The organism is Bartonella sp. AC535YNZD, assembly GCF_042196625.1.
Lineage (GTDB): Bacteria > Pseudomonadota > Alphaproteobacteria > Rhizobiales > Rhizobiaceae > Bartonella.
In genome coordinates, this window is the sequence record NZ_JBHIQP010000010.1 from 14,300 (window position 1) to 38,013 (window position 23,714).

The window sequence follows — 23,714 nt, forward strand, 5'->3', positions numbered from 1 at the left end:
ACCATAACAATCTCTCATCAAAATACCCCACGCATAAAATTTTTATGTCTTATATTATGACCACACCTCAAGCGATAATGTTTTTATAGCACAACAGAATAAGCATTCATGCGGATTTTAAAAAAGTCAGCACCTTCTTCGCTGTAGACGCTCCATTTATTTTAGATGATGTGCATTTAATATACCTGCTATAAAGACTAGTATCTGGTATAAATTCTTAAAGGCATGTTTTTCCTCTAAAATCTCAATGCTACAGCAGCTCCATTATAAGACAAGATATTGATTTATAAAGACAATTAATTGTTTTCCATGTTAAATGAGAATCCAGAATATCGTTAGATTCTTTCATTTTAGACCTGTTCCATGTTGAAGCAACAAAAACCATATTTCTTACAAGTGACAAGAGGGAAGAGCCATGGGGATAAAAAACTATTAAGAAAAGATTAAAAATGCCTCTAATGAACTATCTCAAGTGCCAAGGGCTGTAGCAACATTGGGATCAAACAAAAAATATGACAGTGTTGAAAAATATAACAATATCAACTTGCTCTTTTATTAAGCATAAAGATGGTCGCGCCCTATAGATTTTATATTATTTCCATGGGAACTTTCTTATTATACCATTCACAAGCACCGTTGCATCAAAGATGTCGTTGCACTGCCCCACAAACACCATCCGAAATAGACTTGAGAGCTTAGATATCTCTTTAAAACAAGGCCGTGAATTAGGAATAACAAATCCATTCTATTTTGAGTATTTTGTTGAGTATGAAAGCCATCCCCCCAGTAAAAAACACAATAAAAAAAGCGTGAAACAATGTGTAATCTTCATTATTTAACAGATAGTGCTTTAGATACTTTTGAAAGACATAAGCTAAATTAAAGGACAGTGGTACAAAGGGAAGCTGATTTCTACCCTCTTTATTCTTTCCCAATAAGATCACCTCCCCATTTCAAATATTACGCCAACAAAGGTATCGCACTATATTCACTCAAATCTGGATGCTCTCTCCAATCTGGTATACAAAAACTAAAAACAGCAGAAGAGAATATTAAACCGCTTTAATTTTTGTCTCAAACATATAGATTTAAGCAACTAACCGCTTCATATCACCACACTTCAAAGGACAATACTTCATGAAGCTTAGGCAATATTCATCACATACTCTTCATCATTCATGCTTTTTGCTGACTTGGTGGTTATAGCAGAGTGAACGCACCCGATCCCATCACGAACTCGGCCGTGAAACGCTCCAGCGCTGATAATATTTTACCTTAAGGCAAGGGAGAGTAAGTCGCCGCCAGATCTGCTAAATGCATGCAGAAGACCAATGTATAAACCTTACATTACCACAGCCTCAAGGAAGCTGTTTTTAAGGCATCACAGGCTGGTCTAAATATTCTCTTGATCGCCTCTCCCCCTAAACTAAAAAATGAAGCTCCCTATTAACTCAGTCTGCAAACAATGCTCTGTAAATAATCCGCCTTCTCTGAGTTCTCTTCCGGCCAGCTTCTCACCGCATGCGGTTCACATCACGATACCTTTAAAAATACTGTTTTAAGAACAGCGTTTTACAGTACATCAGGATAATAATTTAAATACCAAAATGCGCTTAAAACAAGTCTACTCACTAAACGCACTATTTATCCAAATCAACTGCCCCACCTAATCATTGTCATTAGTTAGAACAGCCCGTATTAATCAGATTTGAATTTATTCCTCTATTTCTTTTGCACGTCCAGATAGTTGTATAGCTTTAGAAAGATCATTAACTGCATTTAAATGTGTTTGAAGTAATTCACTATTACGCTGTAATTTTTCTTGTAAATCAGACAACAAACTTTCAACCTCATGCTCAATATCTTGATTCATGTAGCGCTTCACATCACTCATGGATTTATTAAGATCACGCAAACCACGTATTTTACGCAAATTTATTTCTTCGTAATCTGGAACACCACTGCTCTCTAGCATATTGCTTTCATAATCAACAACTTGAGCTAATCCTTTAACAGCAGCAACAAATTTTGTCATCGCCCAATCACGATCAATAAGGTTGTTATCAAGAACTTTTGCTTTTGCCGCAAAACTATCATCACCATATTGCACTACAGACATTTTTACTTCCCCTTCAACACTATTGTTCAATCTTACTTTCAAATGAGGGAGATTAAACAGGTTCTCTTCAATGCTGATACACTCAACCAAGCTCGTAATCGAACATTGCTACAACAGCACGACAATCCTTCAAAGTGTATACCACTTCAACTTTTAACGCGTTCTCTCAAATATTTTTTCTTTGCTCCAAAACCATCATTGTGGCTATACTAATCCATCAAAACGCTATAAACTCAAACCTTACAGCAATATCGAAACTTCCATATTTGCTCTGTCTATTTCGCCTTGCCGATTTTATCTTTGCCGATTTTATCACGAGCTCATCTTCAATAGAAAATAACAATGCTTTCACGAGAACTTCAGCCACAAAAATATCTGCCGACAAAAAACCGCAGTCTATCTTGCAGCATATAAAGACTTAAGCCCATCAAAAATTTCAGCATTTTACTGATAGAAGCACTTTACCCTCCATAACCTCATGGCTCTCTCTGCACTTAAACTTGTACACCTTCTGGCACCCCATAAGATGGCGCCCGACAAGATCAGTTTGCACCCATTCAAAAGGACACCCCCTCTCCCATACTCTTTCTGCACACATGCAGTATTTTGCATAAAACACAAAAAGAATGCTCTTTTGAACAGATCAGCCATACAGCAATATAAAAAAAGACACCTTAAAATAGCTAAACAGCCATCAATCTTCCTTTTTTAAATTATCATTCGCTTTTCTTTGCAATGAACGACTATATAAGATTTTTTGAACCTTTTCAAGAGTTTCTTAGCCAATCAGTTCGATACGTCTTCAATCGCATATTCACGCGCTTGTTTTAAAGAAATATCTCTTAAGTGCACCCAAGCCTATTTAGCACCGCGGCCCATGAATGCATGAATGGTACAATGATAAATCTTCCATGACATGTATAAAATCCATTGAGCACTTTCCATCTTTACGCTTAATAAAAGAAGCAAGCCAGCACCATCACATATTTTTCTAACCCCTTATGTTCTGATACCCTTGGCATTTAAGACGGTTCATAAAGCGTGGCCTTTCTTGTATAATTTCTCTGCGCATGGGCGCTCCCTGCTTGTAACTGCAAAAGACATGGTTTTGGTTAATTCACCACGAAACAGATTTGGAATGAAAAAAATTCCAGTATTCAGGGATCTAATTCAAGTTGAATAACGATGGATTATCATTATAAATCAAAATATTATCCAATGCATAATGCTTAACGCTCCCCCCATTGATATTTTCAGAATTTTCACAGCATCTTCCTATAGATTATTTCATTCCATAACACATTTTTCTCTTAATATCGCGACTTTACATGCGCTACTGGTATAAAAACAGAGAAACAATCATTTTATAATCAAGGTACAATTTTTGTTACGATCTTTCTCTCGTTTAACCTTTTAAATGCGGCTCTTCTTTTTCATAATCATCACATTTCAAATCTATTCCATGTTGAATAAATTAAAATCACTTGCTTGCACATCACAAACAACGCCTTGATGTGTTGATAAAATACGCTGAAAGAAAAATGCCTCTTATGAACCTTAGCAAATGCCCAGAACTATAATAAACATTGGAAGCAAGCATACGATAATTGCGACTTGCTCTTTTATAAGTATAAAGATGATAGCATTCTATAAATTTTTATATTATTCAAATTTTATATTATTTCACGAGAGCTTTACTGTTATACTATTCACATTTACCGTTATACCATTTACGAGTGTCATCGTAAAATGTCTGTCGTGTGCGTTGAGAGATGTTTCTTTAAAACAAGTACATAAATATGCAATACAAATATACGAATATACAACATAAGTATATTTCGTTTGGAGCGTTCTTTACTTTTGTGCAAAATATGCCCCATTAGAGCAGCATTAACCAATCTTGCTATGAGATAAACGATCAGAAAACATTTTTGTCTTCCGCCGCTCACCTTAAAGAACCAAGATCTTAACTCAATCGGCTCTGTACGCAGTCCGAATTTTTGTCAAACGCTCTTCTCTTGACTTTCCCCTCATCTGATTCACTTAAACGAAAGGCTCAACAAATAAACCTACGAATATTCATCGTACACTAAAAAATACTTAAACGTTCCAAGAAAACTTATATGTCTTATATTACCGTTATAAATGACAGTGCTTTATAGCATAACAGGATAAAAAAGTTTCCAGAAACACAAAACTTACAAAATCAATCAATAGTCCTTTTAAAACTTTCTTTTTTAGTATTCACAATACTCCAACTCCTTAAGCTTTTATAAAAAAAGGAACGATTTTAAGCTTGCCGAATATGTTGTATCAGAATATATTACAGATTGTAACATATTGTTATTCATAAAATCACCTCAAAAAGAACAGAAAGAGGTTTTTATGGCTGATCTCGTAAAAGCCGCTATGCTTTATTCAACCTTGATTATCACCATCAATGCTTTTGTTGTTATTTTAATTCTCGTAATAGAAATATACTAATACTCTCTTGGCTTTTTATAATCTGTGCAAATAAGCATCTTAATTTCACATAAGAGCAAAGCAAAATTTTAATTCTACAGATAAACCACACACCCAACTTCAAACATCGCTTGCAACTATTTGAGGGTAAACTCTGCTTTTTGTATGCATTTTTAACCATCATTGTCCGTCTTTTCACGCTATCTTGAATCTCAACTTCATTCCCAGCTTAAAAAACGAAATTTTCTACCAGATCCGATCTGTAAATAATTTGTCTCCTTATTGAGTAAGTTCCTTTTTCTTCCCCCTTCAGGGCATATCACAATCCTAAAGGATAATATTTCATGAAGCTTATGATAAATCCATTGAACACCATCTTTACCCTTATGAGAAAATAAACCAGCAGCATCAAACACTTTTCCAGCCCCAAATGTTGCAACAACCTTTAGCACTTGAGATCGTTTATAAGAGGCATTTTTACTTCTTTCTCCAACAGTTTTTATCTACACGGCTCTCCATGCTTGTACCATGCAAGAAGATGGTTTTAATTAATTCAACCGAGAACAGATTTGGAATAAGAGAAGCTTACGTTATTCGAGATCCTTATTTAACATAATAATAATTAAGTTATTTTTATAAATCAAAGTGTTATTTATAAAAACATTTATCACACACTCAAGAACAAAAAACACCTCATACGTAAAGTTTTATATGAGCTCCACTGCTCAACATGATAATATAACGACACAATTAAGATAAAAAAATAATAAGGAAAGACCTTGCAAACTCAGAAAAGAGAGGAGAAAAATGAAAAGATGTGGAGAGCGCTCAATTCCTCACACATCCGGCAAAACCGTCCTAGCAAAACAGCCTCACAACTTAACTAATGTTATAATATTCTCAAATCAAAAGCAATTTTTTTAAAATAGTTTGAGAAAAACATTTGAGTATGAAACGATAATAATTCCATTCAGAATGTTTTTCTCTTTATTAAAACAGAGAAAAGTAATTTCCAAACAAATGTTTCCTCCGAATTTTTCCGAAATTAGCCGCAACGCTTAAAGACGATCTTAGTGTTATGAAACATTTATTTGTGATAAACGCAAAAAAACACCCCAAAGATAAATTTAATCTCATATTTTAAATACATGTAACCAAAACATTAAAAAATTAGCAGTAACACGTAACAACTCATTGGGAGGCAATACTATCTACAATTGAAAGCACTTTTGGGCTTAACAATGACAGTATAGCATCCGTTTATACAAAGAGTACTAAGCGTAAAAGACTAATTCTTGAAGCCATAAAAAGACTCTCTAAAAGTTAGAGATAGCCTAAAAACGCAATAGAATCAAGAACTAAACAATTATTTATTTATTGAACTGTATGTTTTTAATTAATGCCAAACATAAGTTCCATATATGCTTGTCTGGCATGTTGGCAATTTTTAGATTTCTCCATAGAAGATTGATCCAGCTTTTCACATTTTTTTGCCCACTCTTCGAGTAATGTTTTATCTTTCTTAAATTCCGCTACGCTGTAGTTTTTTTCACAACCAGCAACGACAAGTCCAGTACAAACCAGCAATGCTGTAATAATAACTTTATTCATAAATAAATTCCCCTTTTTTCAAATTTACAAAGTTTAGGACACAATTTAGGGCCTTAAAAAAAGTTCTATATATGCTTGTCGAAGGTTTTTACAATTTTGAGAGGATTTGAGCGGTGAATCATCCTTCTCACATTTCTTTGCCCATTCCTCGTATAATTTTTCATTTGTTTTAAATTCTTTTACACTATAAGTTTTTTCACAACCAGTAACAGCAAGTCCAGTACAAAGGAGCAATGCTGTAATAATGACTTTATTCATGATTTAATTCCCTTCTTTTTTATCTTCAGTTTTTTCTTGGTCGTCCTTTCCAGAGCCGAAAATTCCCCATTTTTTACGAGTTTCTAATTCAGCTTGTTCTGCGTTTTTACAATTTTTTGAATCAAAACTTCCTGCAATAAAACATTTCTCTAACCACTGATTGAGTAATTTGGGATCTTTCTTAAACTCTGCTACACTATAAGTTTTTTCACAACCAGCAACGACAAATCCCACGCAAAGCAGTAGCGCTGTTATAATGATCTTGTTCATGATTTAACCCCTCTCTTTGTTTTATATTTTATTAACAATATCTTTGGGTTCACATCCCCTCCTATATTGTGACCTTGCGTCTAACTTTCCTTTGCAAATACGTACACTTCCAACGCAAACATATTAAATCATGAAAACTGCTTTCATTTATCAGACTTGCATTTGTAACATTATCTGCACGGCTGCTCTTTGTATTTGAAGTGTTAAAACTTCAGCAAAAATTCTGATATCTTGACATTCTCAAAAAGCTTTTTAATCATTTCTTTTCCTTCAAGAACCTCTTGGTAACGAGAAACAGTACGAATATCTTACCCAAAATTCGTTATGCCTATACCCATTGCAAATTCCCTGCAAACGAAAGAATACACCTTTTAATCAACTAATTGCGCTCTTATCATTTCTAAACCACCGGAAAAGAAAGCTTTAAGTCCCCCCCTGCACTTTTTAAAAGCCAATAGAAATGCTAAAAAAGCAATCTTATACATTTCCAATTGAAGAAAAAAGCCTATTGCCTTGTATATCATTACGAATGGCATTAACTATTTAAGACTATAAAATCATATAAATGTAAGAAATATTGTCTATAGTATACTCAATGACTTCTTTTGTTTATTAGGAAAAATTATAGCGCGTCAATATCAGTAAATTTTACTTATTTTTATTCCCCCCCTTTATAAACATGAATATAATTTAATAAAATGGATTGCTGCATAACAGAAAAAAATAATCAACGCTACTCTTAATTACATTATTACATTATTTACCCATGTATTAAGTAAAATAAACAAAAATAACCTGATGTTTAAAATCATTATCAAGATAATTTTTATGGAAGAATAAACTTATCTATTCATCTAGAGATATAAGATAACAAGTAGTATGATGATTATCACATTTATAGGGAAAAGTTTGAAATGGAGAATTTTTCGCAAACACATAGCTCTTTCATAAGATGATACAGAACCTTATGAAAAACAACTTAAATGAAGCAACCATCATGAAAAAGGAAGAGCGCTTTTATTATTAACTTCGTATAAAAACAATCGTTATCATCTCTAGAAAAAGCACTCAAACCAACGAAATTATCGTATCATTTTTTACACTTTTCCGTATTTTTGTGAAAGCAATTCGCGGACCTCATCAGCTATTTTAGTTCCACGACTTGCACAACTGACCTTAATCAACCGATGCAAACTTTCTGGTATATCAATCGTAAGGCGCTTCATCCCTCCATTCATGCTCCCTTTGTGGCTTCCTACCCATGCATCCGCTGTTAAAGGAATTGATTTATTCGTTGGTTTTGTGCCGATTTTAATTTTTTTATTCATCGCGCTAACTCCTTGATTTCCGCTGCAACCGCTTCAATCTCTGCTGCTGCTGGTCCTTGCTCATCAACTTCATAAACCGCCTTCCCCTGTGCTGCTGCTTCTGCAAAAATCACGCGCTGCGCAACGCTAGAAGAAAGAACATGCACGTGGTATATGCCAAGAGCTTCGTTCACATCACGCCCTATCGCTGTATTGACGATTTTACGATTAATGACAAAAGCAGATTTAAGATTTTCTTTATAAACACGTGCTTCATCAATCAGCTTTACAATTCCATCCGCTGCCCAAATATCATAGGGACTAGGCAAAACAGGGATAAGCACCAAATCCGAAGCCATAAGAGCACTACGAGCAAGATCAGTTACACGCGGAGGGCCATCGATAATAATATGATCATAACCATGCCCAATCTGTGTAATCTCTTTGTGAACCGTTGCACGCGGTAAACCAATAACCGAAAACAAAGGTGCATCTTCACGTGCAGCAGCCCAATCCAATGCGCTTCCCTGTGGATCAACATCAATAAGCAATACACGTGCACCAGTACGTGCAAAACTGGCGGCAAGATTAACACTCAACGTCGTTTTTCCGACACCTCCCTTTTGATTCAAAAGTCCAATGATCATCCATTACGCCTTTCAGTATTATCGTTTTTACGATAATACTGAAAATAACAAAAGAAGCAAGCATTCAACACATGAAAAACAACTACTTCTCCCATTTTTAGGATAAAAACGACACCACCCAATTTTATCTTTATAATATTCTTTTAACTTTTAGCATTGAGCGAAATATTATAAAAATAATATTCTTGAGGATAAGAAAAATTTAAACACGAAACACGCTCTTCTTCCCCACCCTAAAACAAAGATTTTTAAATCCATGTCGATCTGTAAACAATGCTCTGTAAATGATCCAGCTTCTTATTTTGCGCCGGCCTTTTGGGCTTCTCCTTTCATGCAATCCACTTAATGCAACTCTACAAACAAGCTCCACTCTGAATATACAACAAACTATAAGGAGAATTCATTGTTTCGCACGTTGAATGAGAGAGCCGAAATCAGGAAGATTCTCTCATTTCATACCTCTTATATTAAATTAATCAAAATCATATCTCTTGTACGTACAAGCAGGGCTGGCGTGTGAGTAAAACTGTACAAGAAAGGATTTAAAATGCTTCTTATGCAGAATCTCAAGTACCAAGAACTATTACAATATTGGGGGTTGGCAAATATAACAATGGTACCGACTTCCTTCTTCATAAGCGTAAAGAGAGTGGTGATCCGTGAATTTTATACTCTTTGACGCTCGACAGAGTAAAATGGGCTTAAGAGAAATAAGGATACCTCTAGCAAGCGTGTAAACAAACAACACAATGAAATGTCTATGCTGAGTAAACACTATAGATTATCCATAAAGACCAAACATCCGTCTTTTATAAGATCGCATAACGAACATGTTGCGGAATGAGATATTTTGCATCTTAAAGCTCGTTTTTCCCAAATAGATCTTCTCGACAAAAAGAATATTTTTGTTAAGATGCCACTGAAAAACTTACCTTCATTATCTTCTTTCTATATAACAGACCAGAGGGTATCGTGAAGATCGTGCAATTGGGAATAAACAAAAATGAATTTACAACAAATTGAACCTGATATTTTTATCAGTGCACAAATTAGCATAGAAAATATCAAAGCATTGGCACAAGCTGGTTTTAAAACAATTATCTGTAACCGCCCCGATCACGAAGAGCTCCATCAACCTGACTTTTCTAGCATTAAAACGGTCGCAAATGAATATGGCATAAAAGCCTATCACATTCCCATTTCTCCTCCAACTATAGAAAAATCAGCTGTTGAAGCCATGCAAACAATTTTAAAAACAGCCTCTCTGCCTCTTCTTGCCTATTGTCATCACGGATCACGCTCGCTGCATCTTTATCGTTTAGCGCATCTTTAAACAGAGGGTATGCACACTTCCTCCTCGCCTTAAAAGACAAAAATTCTTAAATACACATCGATTTTTAACAAACAATCTGTCAATAATCTTTGTCTTGCGCCTTTCCCTTGGCTTGCCTCTTCATAAAACTCTACAAGCAAGCTTTGCTCCTTAATATACAACAAGCATGCACACCCGAAGCCATAAAAATGCATGAAAATGCATATGATGATCAAATAAAATTATTTTCACCTCACTTTTTATCACTGCTCCACCTTCTTTTTCTCTTCCTTTACCAATACGAGCTCATTCGTACGCCACAGACACCTAAAACGACAGTAAAACCACTAAGAAAAACCCATATTCCGAATAAAAGGCATGCAGAGTATTTTATAAAAAAACCGTAAGCCATAATCTATGATTAACTACAACATATTGATTTATAACAATTAATTATTTTGCACATTGAGTAAAAAATCCTAATACCGTAAGATTCTCTCAAGTCTATTTATAGTGAATCAATCAAAAGCGTGTTTCTTACATGTCACAAGCAGGAAGTGTTCATGTGAAATAAAACGAGTTAAGAACAAACTCTCATAAACGCTCTCAAATAGCCAAGGCTGTACAAAACTGAAAGCTTGTCAATATAACTGATGGTGTCGGATTCTCTTTTATTAGGCATAAAGAATGATAGCGCTCAACGAAACTTGCATGATACCATTCATGAGAGCCATCATGAAAATGAATATGAGAAGCGTTGAGAGATATTTCTTTAAAAGAAGCGCATAAATTAGTAAAACAAGGACATTCCAGCATTTTATTTTACCTGTGGGATCTGATATCCTATTCAAAGAACAACAAAAGCCTGAAGCTGTTATTTTCATGATTTAAGAGATATTGCTCTGGACACTTTTGAAAGTAGCAAAGCCAAATTTAAAAAAGACAGTCATCTGGACTGATTTTCCCTTGATAACTTCATATTTTTTTCCAATAAGGCTGTAAACCGATTTCAGAGATTACGCAAATGGATAATGCAATAGGGCTCTCCTCATCTAGCATACAAAAGCTGTAACAGTAGAAAGAGCATTAAAGCGCCTTAATTTTTATCTCAAACATATTGCTGCATTGGGGATCGCTAAAGAAAAAGTTTTATGAGAAAAATAATACGATAAAGTCATGAATAGACCGAACATAGACTGGAAAGATGTTCTAACTTTTATCCAATACTTCTACCAAAAAACAACAAAACATTATTGGCTTTGTGTTTTCATATCCTTACAAGACTGTCTTTCCTTTGCATTATAGGCCTTACCTTTGTGAAGGACAAAGGAAATATATGGATAGTTCTTAGCTTGAGAATCTAAAAGATTGACATATTACGACAACAAAATTGTACCTTTATCCATCAAAAGCATTAGAAATTTTGAAACAAATATACCTGCTTTCTCGCAATGATTTCTTTTTATCTGCAATCAATCGCAGTCTCCTTAATATGTATTCCCCATCACAACATATGAGAGAAACGAGACTTAAAGCCTTTCTCATCGGCTTCATTCTCATTGACGCGATTGGTTAACACGAAAGCCGCTGCTCACCACTGATCTACTTTACGAGACTCGACAAACAAACCTTTTTTAAAAATATTCATCACATAATACAAAATATCACACGTGTAAGGTCACACGAACCAACTCTCATCATAAACGATGATAAGACATAAATGACATAATAAAACAAATTAGAAAAAAGAAACAATAAACTTTTAAAATAAAAAAGTCATCAATTAAATTTTATCAAACTATAAGCTTAAAATAGCAAGAAATTTTAAAAACAGCCTTTCTCCCTTTTCTCGTCTATTATTGCTAAATAGGCTGGATGCTTATTATTTACTGCATCTTTTATGATGCAGTTTTAACGGATCAGAAAGAAACAAGTAGTAAAATTTTGAATGACAACAAAAACCATAAAGTTAACTTTGAAAAAAATGATGCCAAAATCAGATCTTCAGATATTCGATTCTCCCTCTCAACAACGGAAAAAACATATATTTCATGATGTTTTGGAATATATCTTTGTGATTATAATCACTTTAAGTGCTATTTTTACAGCTCTTCTCTCTTTTTCAGATAAATTTAGAACATATTTTTAAAAGTAAGCAGTCTGTCCAACGTTGATAATGGTTGTACTGTTTTTAAAATTTCTTTTGCTTTCTTTTCATCACGATGCATTTGGGCAATCAAAGGTTCAAGTCCATCAAACTTTTCTTGTCCTCGCAAAAACTGGAAAAAAGAAACGGTACAATTTTCCCCATAAAGGTCGTCGTTAAAGTCAAACAAATAGGTTTCCAAAAGGGGCGCCCCATCCTTAACAACCGTTGGACGACAACCAAAGCTTGCAACACCATCATACAAAACACCGTTCGCACGACGCAAACGTACCGCATAAACACCATGTGCCAAACGAACTTGGGGAGGCAACATTTGATTAGCGGTAGGAAATCCCAAAAGACGTCCAAGTTTTTCACCTTGAATAATATTGGAGCGTATCCGATAGTGATACCCTAACAAATGGGCTGCTTTGTCCACTTCCCCTTGTGAGAGAAGTTGCCGAATAAAACTCGAGGAAATAATCAAAGATTGTGATTCTTGAGGACGAGCAACGCAAGGAACTTGCACAACCTCAAATCCATATTTCTCTCCCCTTTTGCAAAGAAGATGTACATTTCCACTTTTCTGATGACCAAATTGAAAATTTTCGCCTGTCACCACAACTGAAACATCAAAAACTTCCTTTAAAAAAGACTTAATAAATTCGTCCGCTGAAAGAGCGGCAAACTGTGCATCAAAGGGCTGTTCAATCACACCATTAAAGCCAAGGGTTTTAAAAATTTCAGCTTTTTCAGCTGCCTCTGTCAAACGATAGACAGGAGTTGAATGTTGAAAAAAACTTCTTGGATGTGGTTCAAAGGTTAAAACAACGGCTGGTTTCTTTTTTATCCGCGCAAAGTCAAGTGCTTTTTGCAACACCACCTGATGCCCACAATGAACACCATCAAAATTTCCAAGTGCCAACACTGCTCCCCGCCAAGCCGAGGGAAACATATGAATTCCCTGAAGACGCAAAAAATTAGTCATTACTGAAGTGCCCACATGATTGCTTGTGGTTTATAACCATGATGTTCAAGAAAAGAATGCAAAGCTTGCTTATCAACCACACCATTTTGCGTATAATCATAATGATGAATCCCCCCCATAATATAAAGGGCATCAAGACCAAAGTGAGCCGCTCCCTTAATATCCGTTAAAAGACCATCACCAATAGCTAAAACTTGACTTTTTTCTACTGTTCCCCGTATTTTTTGAAGTTTTTCAAAGGCACATTCATAAATAGGCTCGTGAGGTTTTCCAGCAATGCGCACTTCCCCTCCTAATTGTTGGTAAAGACGAGCCAATGCACCAGCGCACCAAAATTCTTTATTTCCATAATGGACAATCACATCTGGGTTCGCACAAATAAAAGGTAAATTCCGCGCCCGCATACGAAGAAACATCTCCTCATAAGCAGAGGGTTCTTCGTCAAAATCTTCAAGAAAACCGCTACAGACGACAACAGAAGCCTCCCATTCTTCAACAAATTCACACTCTAACCCTTCAAACAGCACCAAATCACGTTGTGAACCAATGAAAAAAACTTTACGTGGAGCATTCTGAATGAGATCGCGCGTTACATCCCCTGAGGTGATAATGGCATCATAATAGTCGCTATGAACATTCATACTTTGTAATTGAGCAGCAACATCTTCCCGTAGCCGAGGGGAGTTGGTTAATAAAATGACAGTTTTTCCCATTTGTCGGATTTTATACAACGCCTTCAACGCTGGTTCAAATGCATGTACACCATTATGCACAACACCCCACACATCACAAAAAACAGCATCATAATGCGCTATAATAGTCTCAATATGGGTAAGTTCATTCATGGTGCACCTATCTCTATTTGTCATTTAAAGCTGTCTTTTACTTCAAAACTACTTACCGAAAGATAATACTTGTGTCATCTGCTTTCTCAAACCATATCCCAACTTTTTATCGTCTATAGAGATCATAAGAAATGATAAAATAACTAAGTTATCATTAAGTTGTGCAAAATTCTAAAATGCTTGATAGCAAAAGCTTATCATTCCCCAATGCTCATTTTTCTCATAAAAATTTTAATTCTAACAACAACGACGTTGATAGAGTTTTTTATCTAAAATACTCAAATTCTTCACTGAGAAAATAAACGTATCCCCCTCTTAAAAACATGCATCATGAGAAAGCCCAATATATTTTCTCATTTCAAATTTGTTTATATTGAATCAATCAAAACCTATTCGCTTACACATTATAAGCAGAGAGCGTACAGATAAAAACATGTGAAGAGAGAAAAACTCTTATGCTCCCTTTCAAAGGCAAAAACTGTCGTAATATTTTGAACTGGCAGAGAGTATGTGCCGTCCGAGCATCTTTTTTTCAGTAAAGATAGGAATATAGCTTTTATCCCATTCATAGAAGCTTTTACACTATATATTTTACGAAGCACCATTGTAAAATAGGCGCTAACATTGAGAAATATCTTCTAAAACAAACATGTGAATATACAACAATCAGATCTATAATGTTTTGAGTTTATTTTGCATGAGGGCTCTTTACTCATAAAAGCTTTCCCCTATCATCATGATATCTCAGACGTATCAAAACAAGCCATTTTGGTTATTGGTTAAGAGCAACACCGTAAGCGGTGCCTTGAGCTTAAAAACCAAGGTTTACCTTCGTAAAATGCATATCTGATGTCATGCGTTTAGTAAGCAAACCTTAAAAGTTTGAAAGGCAAAAAACATCCTATTTAAAAAAATTTATCCGTCTCAAGAAAAACTATTTTTATTGCCAATCTCCTAAAATTACTTTATGAGTCAGAAAGTGTCTTGGTCGCATACGCAACGACCAATAGGGATTAAAAGCCTGAAAACTCAAACATGAATTGACCCCGCTTTTCGGGTATCCCGGAATTCGGGGAGATTTTGCTATGTCCAAGTGTGTCGACGCACTAAAAGCAAAATACTGATTTAAGTTCAGTACTTTTAACTCCCGGAACTCATGCGAGGGCGCTCGCAATCGGTGGGGGGAAAATGCAAGCTCCAAATCTTAATATTGATCTTTTTGTGGGCAAAAAGATTCGCTTTAGGCGAATTGTGGGCAAAAAGATTCGCTTTAGGCGAAAAATGCTAAAAATGTATCAAAAAACATTAGGGCATCATTTAGGTATCACTTTCCAACAAATCCAGAAATATGAAAAAGGCTTAAATCGCGTGAACGCAGGACGTTTAAAGGAAATTTCCGATATTTTTAATGTTCCACTTGCCTTTTTTTACACTGATATCATCAAAAAAGACAATACCCCATACCATTATGATGAAATCGCCTCGAGCAAAGAAGAATATTTGCTTTTAAAAAGTTTTAGAGTCCTCACATCTGTTAAACAGAAAGCGATTTTAAACTTAATTTGTGATCAAAATTAAAACACTTTAAAAGCATAGCTATAGGGTACTACACGCCCTATTATTGGCTTTCTCCCCACACCTCAAGGGACGCTCCCTCCTCAAACCGGTTGATAAATGATCCGCCTTCTCAAAAATAACTCCTTCTCAGCTTCCAATTTCATAGGATTCCTTTCACAAAATTATATAAAAAAGCCCTCCCTTGAATATTCATCACACTCTCTTATCAAAACAGCCTATGCATAAATTTTTGTGTCTTACATCACCATACCGCAAACAATAGTGTTTTACAGCACAATAGGACAAGCATTCATACGTATAAAGGGTAGCCCCCTCTTCGCTGTGGACACTCCATTAATTTTAAACGATGTGCATTTAATATACTTTCGTAAGATGCCTGCTTATAAAGGCATAAAGGTGAAAACCATTTACCATCTTTCCCATCTCCTTTTAATTCAGCTTTACGGCTTTCAAAAATACCCAAAGCAATATCTTTTAAATAATGCAGATTGCTTATTGCCTCACGCTTTTGTTTATCGCGTTCTTTAATGGGGTAACAACCCTCACGTAAAATAGAACGCCACCCAATTTCCAATTCATAGACTTGTTTAAAAAAACATCTCTTAAAGTACCCAAGCCCACTTCGCGACAATGCCCATGAATGGTATAACGGTAAATTCATTGAGCAGCCCCATCTTTACGCTTGTGGGGAAGCAACCCGGCACCATCACAAACTTTGCCAACTCCCAATGTTGCAACAGCTCTTGGTACTTAAGACGATTCATAAGAACTATTTTTAGTCCTTTCTTATACAAATTCTACCCACATACTCACCCCGCTTGTGATATGCAAGAAAGTGATTTTGATTGCTTCAACATAAACAGGTTTGAAATGAGAGAATCTTACGATATTCGGGACTCTCACTCAACATACAAAACAGTAAATTATCATTATAAATGAATTTATTGTATAAAGACTTGGTATCATTATGCATTCCTAAAAGCATATTCTTTCCTCTAAAGTCTCAATGCGATACCAATGCCATCATAAGACAACGCGATCCTATACTCTCGTGAGAATAATCCTCAATTTTACAAAGTTGAAACAAACAACATAATGACCAATACAATTTGAGGCAATTATCTAAAAAATGATAACGATTACTACCTATAAAAATTAAAGAAGCAATTATTCTTTGAATAGTAACTTCTTTATTGAGACATTAATATATCAAAATTTATTGTAGAGTGTATATTTCTATTAAAAGCCGTGTTCACGACCTGTAGAATCAAGCTTTGGCGAGAAAAATAGTTCATTATCTGCTTGGAGAACATTTTGACAATTTTTAGATTCCTGAACAGCTAGTCCTGAAAGAAAACATTTCTTTCCCCATTCTTCTCTTAATTTTGCATCTTTCTTAAAATCTTCCACACTATAAGTTTTTTCACATCCCACAACGAATAATAGAGCCATGCATAATAAAATAATTTTTTTCATTTTACCCCTCTTTAAAGAGCTTATTTGTTAACATCATCCCCTAAATGGATTTTTAATTTTCACACTGTATGAGAATACAGCCTTACTATTACTTGCTTGCTTTCACAGCAAATACTCTGAGTAAAATAACGCAAGAAGAGCTCACGACAACCATTGTATGAATTTGTCATAAATACTATGAGAAGGAAAAAGCCAAAACTGACCACAAATGATAAAATCAGAAAGCGGACTAAAGCTTTTGTCCAACTAATTTCAAATATAGAGACTGTGATAAAAATTATCCCTATCCAGTAGGATAATCTATGAACATTATAATGGTTAGTATTGCGATCAATGAACTATGAGGCCATAATAAAAAAGTACGAGCCCCTTCTTTTACCTATTTATATTTTGGTCATTGTTCCCCATCGAAGGCCTAAATAGAAACGTTTTGTGATATATAGAAAACAATCAGCAATGCAAATCATTTTTACGAAGATTTCTTCGTGTAGAGTCTATTTGAAATCCATCCATCATTTGGAAGTCTGAATTTAAAAGCAGATAATTATGAAAGCTTTTCAAGGAATGCAACAGATTGATCACTTTTAAAGAAGTAAAAAACGTGATCCAATCCTGAAGACAAAATTCTGATGAAAAAACTTTTTCTATGAATTCTTTTAAGGCATTGTGAAAGATTTTATCCATTATATCAAACGTTACACCATTTGGAGATCTGTTTATTTTTTACTTTCATCAACACCGCTCTAGAAATCCGTTTCTTGAGCGTTTTTTATCGCCTCACTTTCTCCTTCAAACACAAATACTCAAAAATGCTTTGCCACCAACAATGACATTTTCCTGCTTTTATAAAACACATCAATAAGAGAAGCTATTTTAAGAGCAAATCTCTCTTCAACATGAATGTATCATCCATTTACTTCAAAAACGAAAATAATCTCACCGTTTATTCAAACTTGCTCTACGATTTGGTACAATTTTATTGATAAAGTTTTCTCTATAAAAATTTAAGTAAATATGTTCGTTAAAACCAATCATGGACTAGCAAAGGGGTTATAGGATCCATTATCTCGCCGCCATTTTAAAGGTTCAGTGAAATCACTCGACCAAAGACCAATCTTGTTGCCACGTGCTTTTTCTTCCGCATGATGATACTGGACTGGAATAGGATTTTTCCCCTCTTTTGAGAGTACCAACATACCTTCTGTAAGACCTGCCTCAGCTAAATCAACCCCTTGAACAAAACATTGCGCATAATAAACACCATGGTGCATCAAAGCCTGTTTACAGGATAAATCCTGCCCAAGTGTTTTGGTGACAAGCCAAGCCATTGTAACCACACCACAGGGCCATTCTTGATCATTTAATCTTGCTTTTTGACGGGGTGCACATGTGTCCACACCATAAAGATGAATATCACGGGAGATATGTGAGCGCCAAGATTGTGCAGCAGGCGTCAGTAATTTAAATGTAACCCCACTTGTAACAGAAGCCTTACCATGAAAAACAACAGCATTATTTGCAACATCATTTAATGAAACACTCTTCTGCAAATCGAGAGCTGGTTCATTTTTTTCTAATTGCTGTTTAGCGATAGGTCTACCCAACTTTTTTTCTTCTCGATAGAGATCGACAATATCTTGGATATCTTGCGTCTCAAATGTTTTAAGAATGCTGAAATCCATTTTATCTTTATATTGGCTTAATCCCCACACTGTGGCCCCCATAATGTAAATAATAACAATCAATTTAAATAGCATCTCTTAACACGCTCGCTCAAAAAATTCGTTTTTTTCCTATCATGTCAGATTATTGATCAGAAATCCCCTTGTTTTTTAAAGAAAAAATCCAAATATAAGTGTTGCAGATTAACTACATTTTGTAAAGAATGATATTCTTTCTTTCATTATTTTAATATTGTTATTTTTACCAATATACACAACTTAAAATTGCCATTTTCATATAACACAATCTCAATTTGAAAAGACTTCTGTCTCTTTACGAAGAAGAGCTTGAGAGTGAACAGATCCACGATCAAGGCTTTTAAAACAAACAAACGAGGAGAATTAACTGTCATAAAATGACAGCAGTCTGCAGTTTGTTAGAGGCAATAGAATATCGACATATGAACAAATATTATTTGTTAAAGAGAGGTAAAATGACAGATAATAGATTCCAAAACATCATTTTTATCGTGACCATGCTGTTTTTTACAGCATTGCTTGTATCAGATCTTTCTTATGCTGCTTCTTCTACTAGTGGAGGTGGTCTGGGAAATCTTGATGGTGTTTTAGACAACATTGTCAAAGCGATGACAGGTGCAACAGCAAGGCTTATTGCAATTATATGTGTTGCTGCTGTAGGTATTGGCTGGATGTATGGCTTTATTGATTTACGCAAAGCAGCTTACTGTGTTCTGGGGATTGCTATTGTTTTTGGAGCCCCCACTCTCGTCACGAAATTAACGGGCTCAGCATAAATGAATGAAGATACTCTTTTCCTTGCCTGTACCCGCCCGACTATGTTTGCCGGTGTTACAATGGAAGCGATGGCGCTCAATGTCATGGCGACATCCATTCTTTTCATTTTGACCAGTGATTTTACCATATTTGGTCTTGGGATTGGGATGCACTTTATTTTGCGAGAAGTGACAAAGTACGATCACAACCAATTTCGCGTATTATTTGCATGGCTCAATACCCGAGGAAAACAAAAAAACCTCAACCGATGGGGAGGAGGTTCAACCTCCCCTTTACGCCTTATCCGCACTTATAAGGAACTAAGCTGAAGGAACGAAACTGGTGAAACAGATGTCAATCATGAAACGGGAAACTTTGCCTGAAGAATATATTCCCTATATACGCTACATCAACCAACATGTCGTTGCTTTAAATTCACGCTGTTTAATGGTTGTGATGGCTGTTGAGGGTATAAATTTTGACACTGCGGATATTGATCAATTAAATTCTTTACACAACCAATTAAACACCCTTTTAAAAAATATCGCAGACGAACGGCTTGCTTTATATTCTCACATCATCCGCCGCCGTGAAACGATATACCCAGAAGGTCATTTTCTTTCATCTTTTGCAGCAATATTAGATGAAAAATATAAAAAGAAGATGGTTTCGCAAGAACTGTATAGAAATGATCTATTTATTTCACTGCTTTGGAATCCGGCCGCGGATAAAACAGAAAAGCTGGTTTCATTTTTTCAGCGCTTGAGCAAAGCGAAGAAAACACAATCTGAACCCGATGAGGAAGCTATTCGTAAACTCGAAGAGTTAAGTCAAGATCTTATGCAAGGTTTGGAAGAGTATGAAGTCCGTCTACTATCAATCTATGAACATGAAGGACTTTTATTTGCCGAACAAAGTGAATTTCTCCATCAACTAGTGGGGGGAAGACGTGAGCGTATTCCTCTCACATTTGGAACTATTGCTTCAACAATTTACTCGGATCGTGTTATTTTTGGGAAAGAAATTATCGAAATTCGCCATGAAAGCAATGAACGCTTTGTGGGCATGTTTGGATGGAAAGAGTATCCTTCTAAAACACGCCCAGGTATGACTGATGGTCTGCTTACGGTGCCATTTGAATTCATCTTAACACAATCCTTTGTCTTTAAAAGTAAGGCAGCCGCCAGTGCAATTATGAGCCGCAAACAAAATCAAATGATCAATGCAGCTGATCGTGCTAGCTCACAAATTGATGCACTGGATGAAGCGCTGGATGATTTAGAATCAAACCGTTTTGTTTTGGGAGAACACCACATTTCTTTAGCTGTTTTTGCTGATCATCCCAAAATATTGTCTGAAAACTTATCAAAAGCACGTTCCCATTTAACCAATGGGGGAGCCGTGATTGCCAGAGAAGATTTAGGATTGGAAGCAGCATGGTGGGCACAGCTTCCTGGAAATTTTAGCTATCGTGCGCGTTCAGGCGCCATTACTAGCAGAAACTTTGCCGCTTTATCGCCCTTCCATTCTTTCCCCGTTGGCAAACTGAACGATAATGTTTGGGGGGCTGCTGTCGCATTGCTAAAAACGCAGGCTGGTTCACCTTACTATTTTAATTTTCATTATGGCGATCTTGGAAACACATTTGTTTGTGGTCCATCGGGCTCTGGTAAAACAGTGATTGTTAATTTTCTTCTTGCACAATTACAAAAACACAATCCAACTATGGTTTTTTTTGATAAAGATCAAGGAGCAGAGATTTTTGTACGGGCTGGAGGAGGGAAATATAAACCTTTAAAGAATGGGCAGCCCATGGGTATTGCTCCCTTAAAGGGCATGGAATACACCGAAAAAAATAAAATCTTTCTTCGTAATTGGATCTTAAAGCTGGTGACCGCTGAAGGGCAAATCGTAACAGAAGAAGAGCGACAAGATATCGCCAAAGCCATTGATTCCTTGGAAAACTTACCCCCAACCCAGCGCTCTCTTGGTGCCCTTCAACTGTTTTTTGACAACACATCCAAAGAAGGGATTGCCATACGGCTGCAACGCTGGATTAGAGGCAATGATTTAGGATGGGTTTTTGATAATGATCAAGATGATCTCAATTTAAATGCGCAGTTCATTGGATATGACATGACCGATTTCTTAGATAATGAAGAAATTCGGCGCCCCTTAATGATGTATCTCTTTCACCGCATTCTTGATTTGATTGATGGGCGGCGCATCATTATCGTCGTTGATGAATTCTGGAAAGCTTTAGAAGATGATTCATTTAAAGCTTTTGCGCAAGATCGGCTAAAAACAATTCGTAAACAAAATGGCATGATGCTCTTTGCAACACAAAGCCCTAAAGATGCTTTGAACTCAACAATCGCGCACACAATCATTGAGCAATGCCCCACCCAAATATTTTTTCCAAATCAAAAAGCAAATTACAATGATTATGTCGAAGCTTTCAAACTTACTGAGCGTGAATTTGAACTGATACAGTCAGAGTTAAGCAGAGAATCCCGTCGTTTTCTCATCAAACAAGGACAAAGTTCCGTCGTTGCAGAACTTAACTTACGTGGAATGAATGATGAGATCGCCGTTTTAAGCGGCACAACAAAAAACATTGAACTCATGAATGAAATTATCAACGAATATGGAGCTGACCCTGACAAATGGCTGCCCATATTTTATCAAAGGAGAAAAAATCAATGAAAAAATATGGCTTAGTTACACTGTTATCTCTTTCTTTTATTTCTCATGCAATATCACAAACGACACCCGATGTAGATGAATATTATAAACAAGCACTCGAGAACACACAAAAATTAAATGCTGCAAAATCAGAAACAGCTGAAAACATTTATAAAACAGCAACTGAAACTGCAAAAAAAATCAAAGAAATAAGTCAACAACTTGAAAATATTAAATCAAAACCAGAAACAAAACCAGAAGAATTGCAAGCCCTTCGACAAGATCTTCAAGTAAAGCTTTCTCTTCTTCAAGCCGATCTTCAAGTGAATTCTTTAAAACTTCAGTCTCTTGATATGATTCAAGCAAGAGATACGAAAACAAAAGACGAATTGCGTGAAGAAAAGGAACAACAAAAGCATAAACATATTGAAAAACAGTTAAAAGAAAAAGAAAAACAATTAAAAGAAAAACTTGAAAGTGCGCGTACAGATGTCAGACTTTAGTTTTTCTCCCTTTGAAAGCGTTTCTGGGTATATTTTAAAACCCCTCGATAATGTGATGGATACAACGGTGAGTGGGCTATCTTCTGCTATTTCAGCGCCCTTAAATCTCGCTGCAATCATTTTTATCTTTCTTTATGGCTATAATGTTATGACAGGTCGCGTTGCGCTTTCCATGCATAGTCTTCTCAATAATGTTGTTAAAATCGTTGTTGTTACAACAATGGCAACGAATGCGGATATATTTAATACTTATGTCAAGGATATTTTCTTTAATGATTTATCCAATGCTATTGGGAATGCGCTTAACAGTAATCCTGCAAGCTCCAATGTTTTTGATTATATTTTGTTAAAGGCAAGTTCGCGTTATCAAGAAGTCTTATACAATGCTTGGTTTTTTGAAAAGATCATTGTGGGTCTTCTTGGTTCTATCATGCTTCTCGCAGTTATTCTTTTTTGTATAGGTGGTTTTATTGTGCAAATGTTTGCACAAGTTGCACTCGTCATGATTATAGGTCTTGGGCCTCTATTTATTAGTTTGTATTTGTTCAATGCAACGCGAAAATACTCCGATGCATGGATTACAACTTTGATCAATTTTACCATTTTACAAGTTCTCGTAATCATGCTTGGAACCATTATATGTCAAGTTATCCTACAGGTTCTCAAAGTTTCATATGAATCAATTTACGTTCTTTTTCCCCCTGTCATCGTCATTTCGATCATAGGAGTTATTATCTTCCGTGCGCTTCCTGGTATTGCAACAGCGCTGGCCTCTGGCGGACCATACTTTAACGCTGGTGTCTCTTCAGGAGGACAGATTTTTACAATGCTTTCAAATGGTGCAAGAGCGAGTGGCAATGCAGTAAAAAGTGCCACTTCACAAATCTCAGGAGCTGCTGGTAACGCTGTTAGAAGTGCGGCAGGGGCGGCCGCAAAAGCAGGTAAATCTGGAGGTGGTCGTGGTCGATTTTAAGATAAAGCACCTCTTTAAAAGAATAAGAATTTTTGTTTTTTCCTTGTGTGCGCCAAAGGGTGCACACGCCATGATCC

Annotated in this window: 18 protein-coding genes, 1 rRNA gene and 1 pseudogene; 8 read left to right on the forward strand and 12 right to left on the reverse strand. The window is 35.8% G+C overall.

Going from position 1 to position 23,714, the window contains the following annotated elements:
- The first annotated feature begins 1,192 nt into the window (after positions 1–1,192).
- Positions 1,193–1,307 (forward strand): 5S ribosomal RNA (gene rrf / locus ACFIM8_RS06740).
- A gap of 407 nt (positions 1,308–1,714) precedes the next feature.
- On the opposite strand, the gene ACFIM8_RS06745 is transcribed toward rrf, so the two are convergent.
- From ACFIM8_RS06745 to parA, 7 genes are all read right to left on the reverse strand, one after another.
- Entirely contained in the window at positions 1,715–2,119 is a 405-nt protein-coding gene (locus ACFIM8_RS06745) for a flagellar protein FlgN (RefSeq protein ID WP_375607272.1), read from the reverse strand.
- 2,681 nt (positions 2,120–4,800) lie between these two features.
- Positions 4,801–5,034, reverse strand: a complete 234-nt coding sequence (locus ACFIM8_RS06750) for a hypothetical protein (RefSeq protein ID WP_375607271.1) — start codon at positions 5,032–5,034, stop codon at positions 4,801–4,803.
- 940 nt (positions 5,035–5,974) lie between these two features.
- Positions 5,975–6,193: an EexN family lipoprotein gene (locus tag ACFIM8_RS06755; protein ID WP_375614687.1), complete on the reverse strand. Its 219-nt coding sequence runs from the start codon at positions 6,191–6,193 to the stop codon at positions 5,975–5,977.
- Between the two features lie 45 nt (positions 6,194–6,238).
- Positions 6,239–6,451 (reverse strand): EexN family lipoprotein, encoded by a 213-nt coding sequence (locus ACFIM8_RS06760; RefSeq protein ID WP_375614688.1) that lies wholly within the window; start codon positions 6,449–6,451, stop codon positions 6,239–6,241.
- A 3-nt stretch (positions 6,452–6,454) separates the two neighbouring features.
- Complete coding sequence (locus ACFIM8_RS06765) at positions 6,455–6,721, reverse strand: EexN family lipoprotein (protein ID WP_375607268.1); 267 nt, start codon at positions 6,719–6,721, stop codon at positions 6,455–6,457.
- Between the two features lie 1,097 nt (positions 6,722–7,818).
- Positions 7,819–8,049 carry a hypothetical protein gene (locus ACFIM8_RS06770; RefSeq protein WP_375607267.1) on the reverse strand — a complete coding sequence of 77 codons (231 nt, stop codon included), beginning with the start codon at positions 8,047–8,049 and terminating at the stop codon, positions 7,819–7,821.
- Positions 8,046–8,675 carry a ParA family partition ATPase gene (gene parA / locus ACFIM8_RS06775; protein WP_375607266.1) on the reverse strand — a complete coding sequence of 210 codons (630 nt, stop codon included), beginning with the start codon at positions 8,673–8,675 and terminating at the stop codon, positions 8,046–8,048. The genes ACFIM8_RS06770 and parA overlap by 4 nt, the downstream gene beginning before the upstream one ends.
- A 1,003-nt stretch (positions 8,676–9,678) precedes the next feature.
- Between parA and ACFIM8_RS06780 the strand changes: the two genes are divergently transcribed.
- A complete protein-coding gene (locus ACFIM8_RS06780; RefSeq protein ID WP_375607265.1) occupies positions 9,679–10,008 on the forward strand; it encodes a TIGR01244 family sulfur transferase in 330 nt (109 codons plus the stop codon).
- 2,111 nt (positions 10,009–12,119) lie between these two features.
- Here ACFIM8_RS06780 and ACFIM8_RS06785 read toward each other — a convergent pair.
- Together ACFIM8_RS06785 and ACFIM8_RS06790 are read right to left on the reverse strand one after the other, a co-directional pair.
- On the reverse strand, positions 12,120–13,121 hold the full coding sequence (locus tag ACFIM8_RS06785; RefSeq protein ID WP_375607264.1) for a bifunctional riboflavin kinase/FAD synthetase: 1,002 nt from the start codon (positions 13,119–13,121) through the stop codon (positions 12,120–12,122).
- Complete coding sequence (locus ACFIM8_RS06790; protein ID WP_375607263.1) at positions 13,121–13,966, reverse strand: TIGR01459 family HAD-type hydrolase; 846 nt, start codon at positions 13,964–13,966, stop codon at positions 13,121–13,123. Before ACFIM8_RS06790 ends, ACFIM8_RS06785 begins: the two co-directional genes overlap by 1 nt.
- A gap of 1,188 nt (positions 13,967–15,154) precedes the next feature.
- Between ACFIM8_RS06790 and ACFIM8_RS06795 the strand changes: the two genes are divergently transcribed.
- Complete coding sequence (locus tag ACFIM8_RS06795) at positions 15,155–15,544, forward strand: helix-turn-helix domain-containing protein (protein WP_375614689.1); 390 nt, start codon at positions 15,155–15,157, stop codon at positions 15,542–15,544.
- A 382-nt stretch (positions 15,545–15,926) separates the two neighbouring features.
- On the opposite strand, the pseudogene ACFIM8_RS06800 reads toward ACFIM8_RS06795, so the two are convergent.
- From ACFIM8_RS06800 to ACFIM8_RS06810, 3 genes and pseudogenes are all read right to left on the reverse strand, one after another.
- Positions 15,927–16,317, reverse strand: a pseudogene (locus ACFIM8_RS06800) (integrase); the annotation flags it as partial.
- 466 nt (positions 16,318–16,783) lie between these two features.
- Entirely contained in the window at positions 16,784–17,020 is a 237-nt protein-coding gene (locus ACFIM8_RS06805; protein ID WP_375607261.1) for an EexN family lipoprotein, read from the reverse strand.
- 1,031 nt (positions 17,021–18,051) lie between these two features.
- On the reverse strand, positions 18,052–18,777 hold the full coding sequence (locus tag ACFIM8_RS06810; protein WP_375614690.1) for a hypothetical protein: 726 nt from the start codon (positions 18,775–18,777) through the stop codon (positions 18,052–18,054).
- A gap of 398 nt (positions 18,778–19,175) precedes the next feature.
- Between ACFIM8_RS06810 and ACFIM8_RS06815 the strand changes: the two genes are divergently transcribed.
- From ACFIM8_RS06815 to ACFIM8_RS06835, 5 genes are read left to right on the forward strand one after another with little or no spacing between them, the layout of a single operon-like run.
- A complete protein-coding gene (locus ACFIM8_RS06815; protein WP_375614691.1) occupies positions 19,176–19,496 on the forward strand; it encodes a TrbC/VirB2 family protein in 321 nt (106 codons plus the stop codon).
- On the forward strand, positions 19,497–19,805 hold the full coding sequence (locus ACFIM8_RS06820) for a type IV secretion system protein VirB3 (protein WP_375607258.1): 309 nt from the start codon (positions 19,497–19,499) through the stop codon (positions 19,803–19,805). It abuts the gene before it with no gap.
- 22 nt (positions 19,806–19,827) lie between these two features.
- Positions 19,828–22,182, forward strand: coding sequence for a VirB4 family type IV secretion/conjugal transfer ATPase (locus tag ACFIM8_RS06825; RefSeq protein WP_375614709.1), 2,355 nt, complete (start codon positions 19,828–19,830; stop codon positions 22,180–22,182).
- The gene (locus tag ACFIM8_RS06830) at positions 22,179–22,664 is read left to right on the forward strand and encodes a type IV secretion system protein VirB5 (RefSeq protein ID WP_375607257.1); all 486 of its coding nucleotides are present in this window, start codon (positions 22,179–22,181) and stop codon (positions 22,662–22,664) included. Before ACFIM8_RS06825 ends, ACFIM8_RS06830 begins: the two co-directional genes overlap by 4 nt.
- Entirely contained in the window at positions 22,651–23,637 is a 987-nt protein-coding gene (locus ACFIM8_RS06835; protein ID WP_375607256.1) for a type IV secretion system protein, read from the forward strand. Before ACFIM8_RS06830 ends, ACFIM8_RS06835 begins: the two co-directional genes overlap by 14 nt.
- The last annotated feature ends 77 nt before the right edge of the window (positions 23,638–23,714 follow it).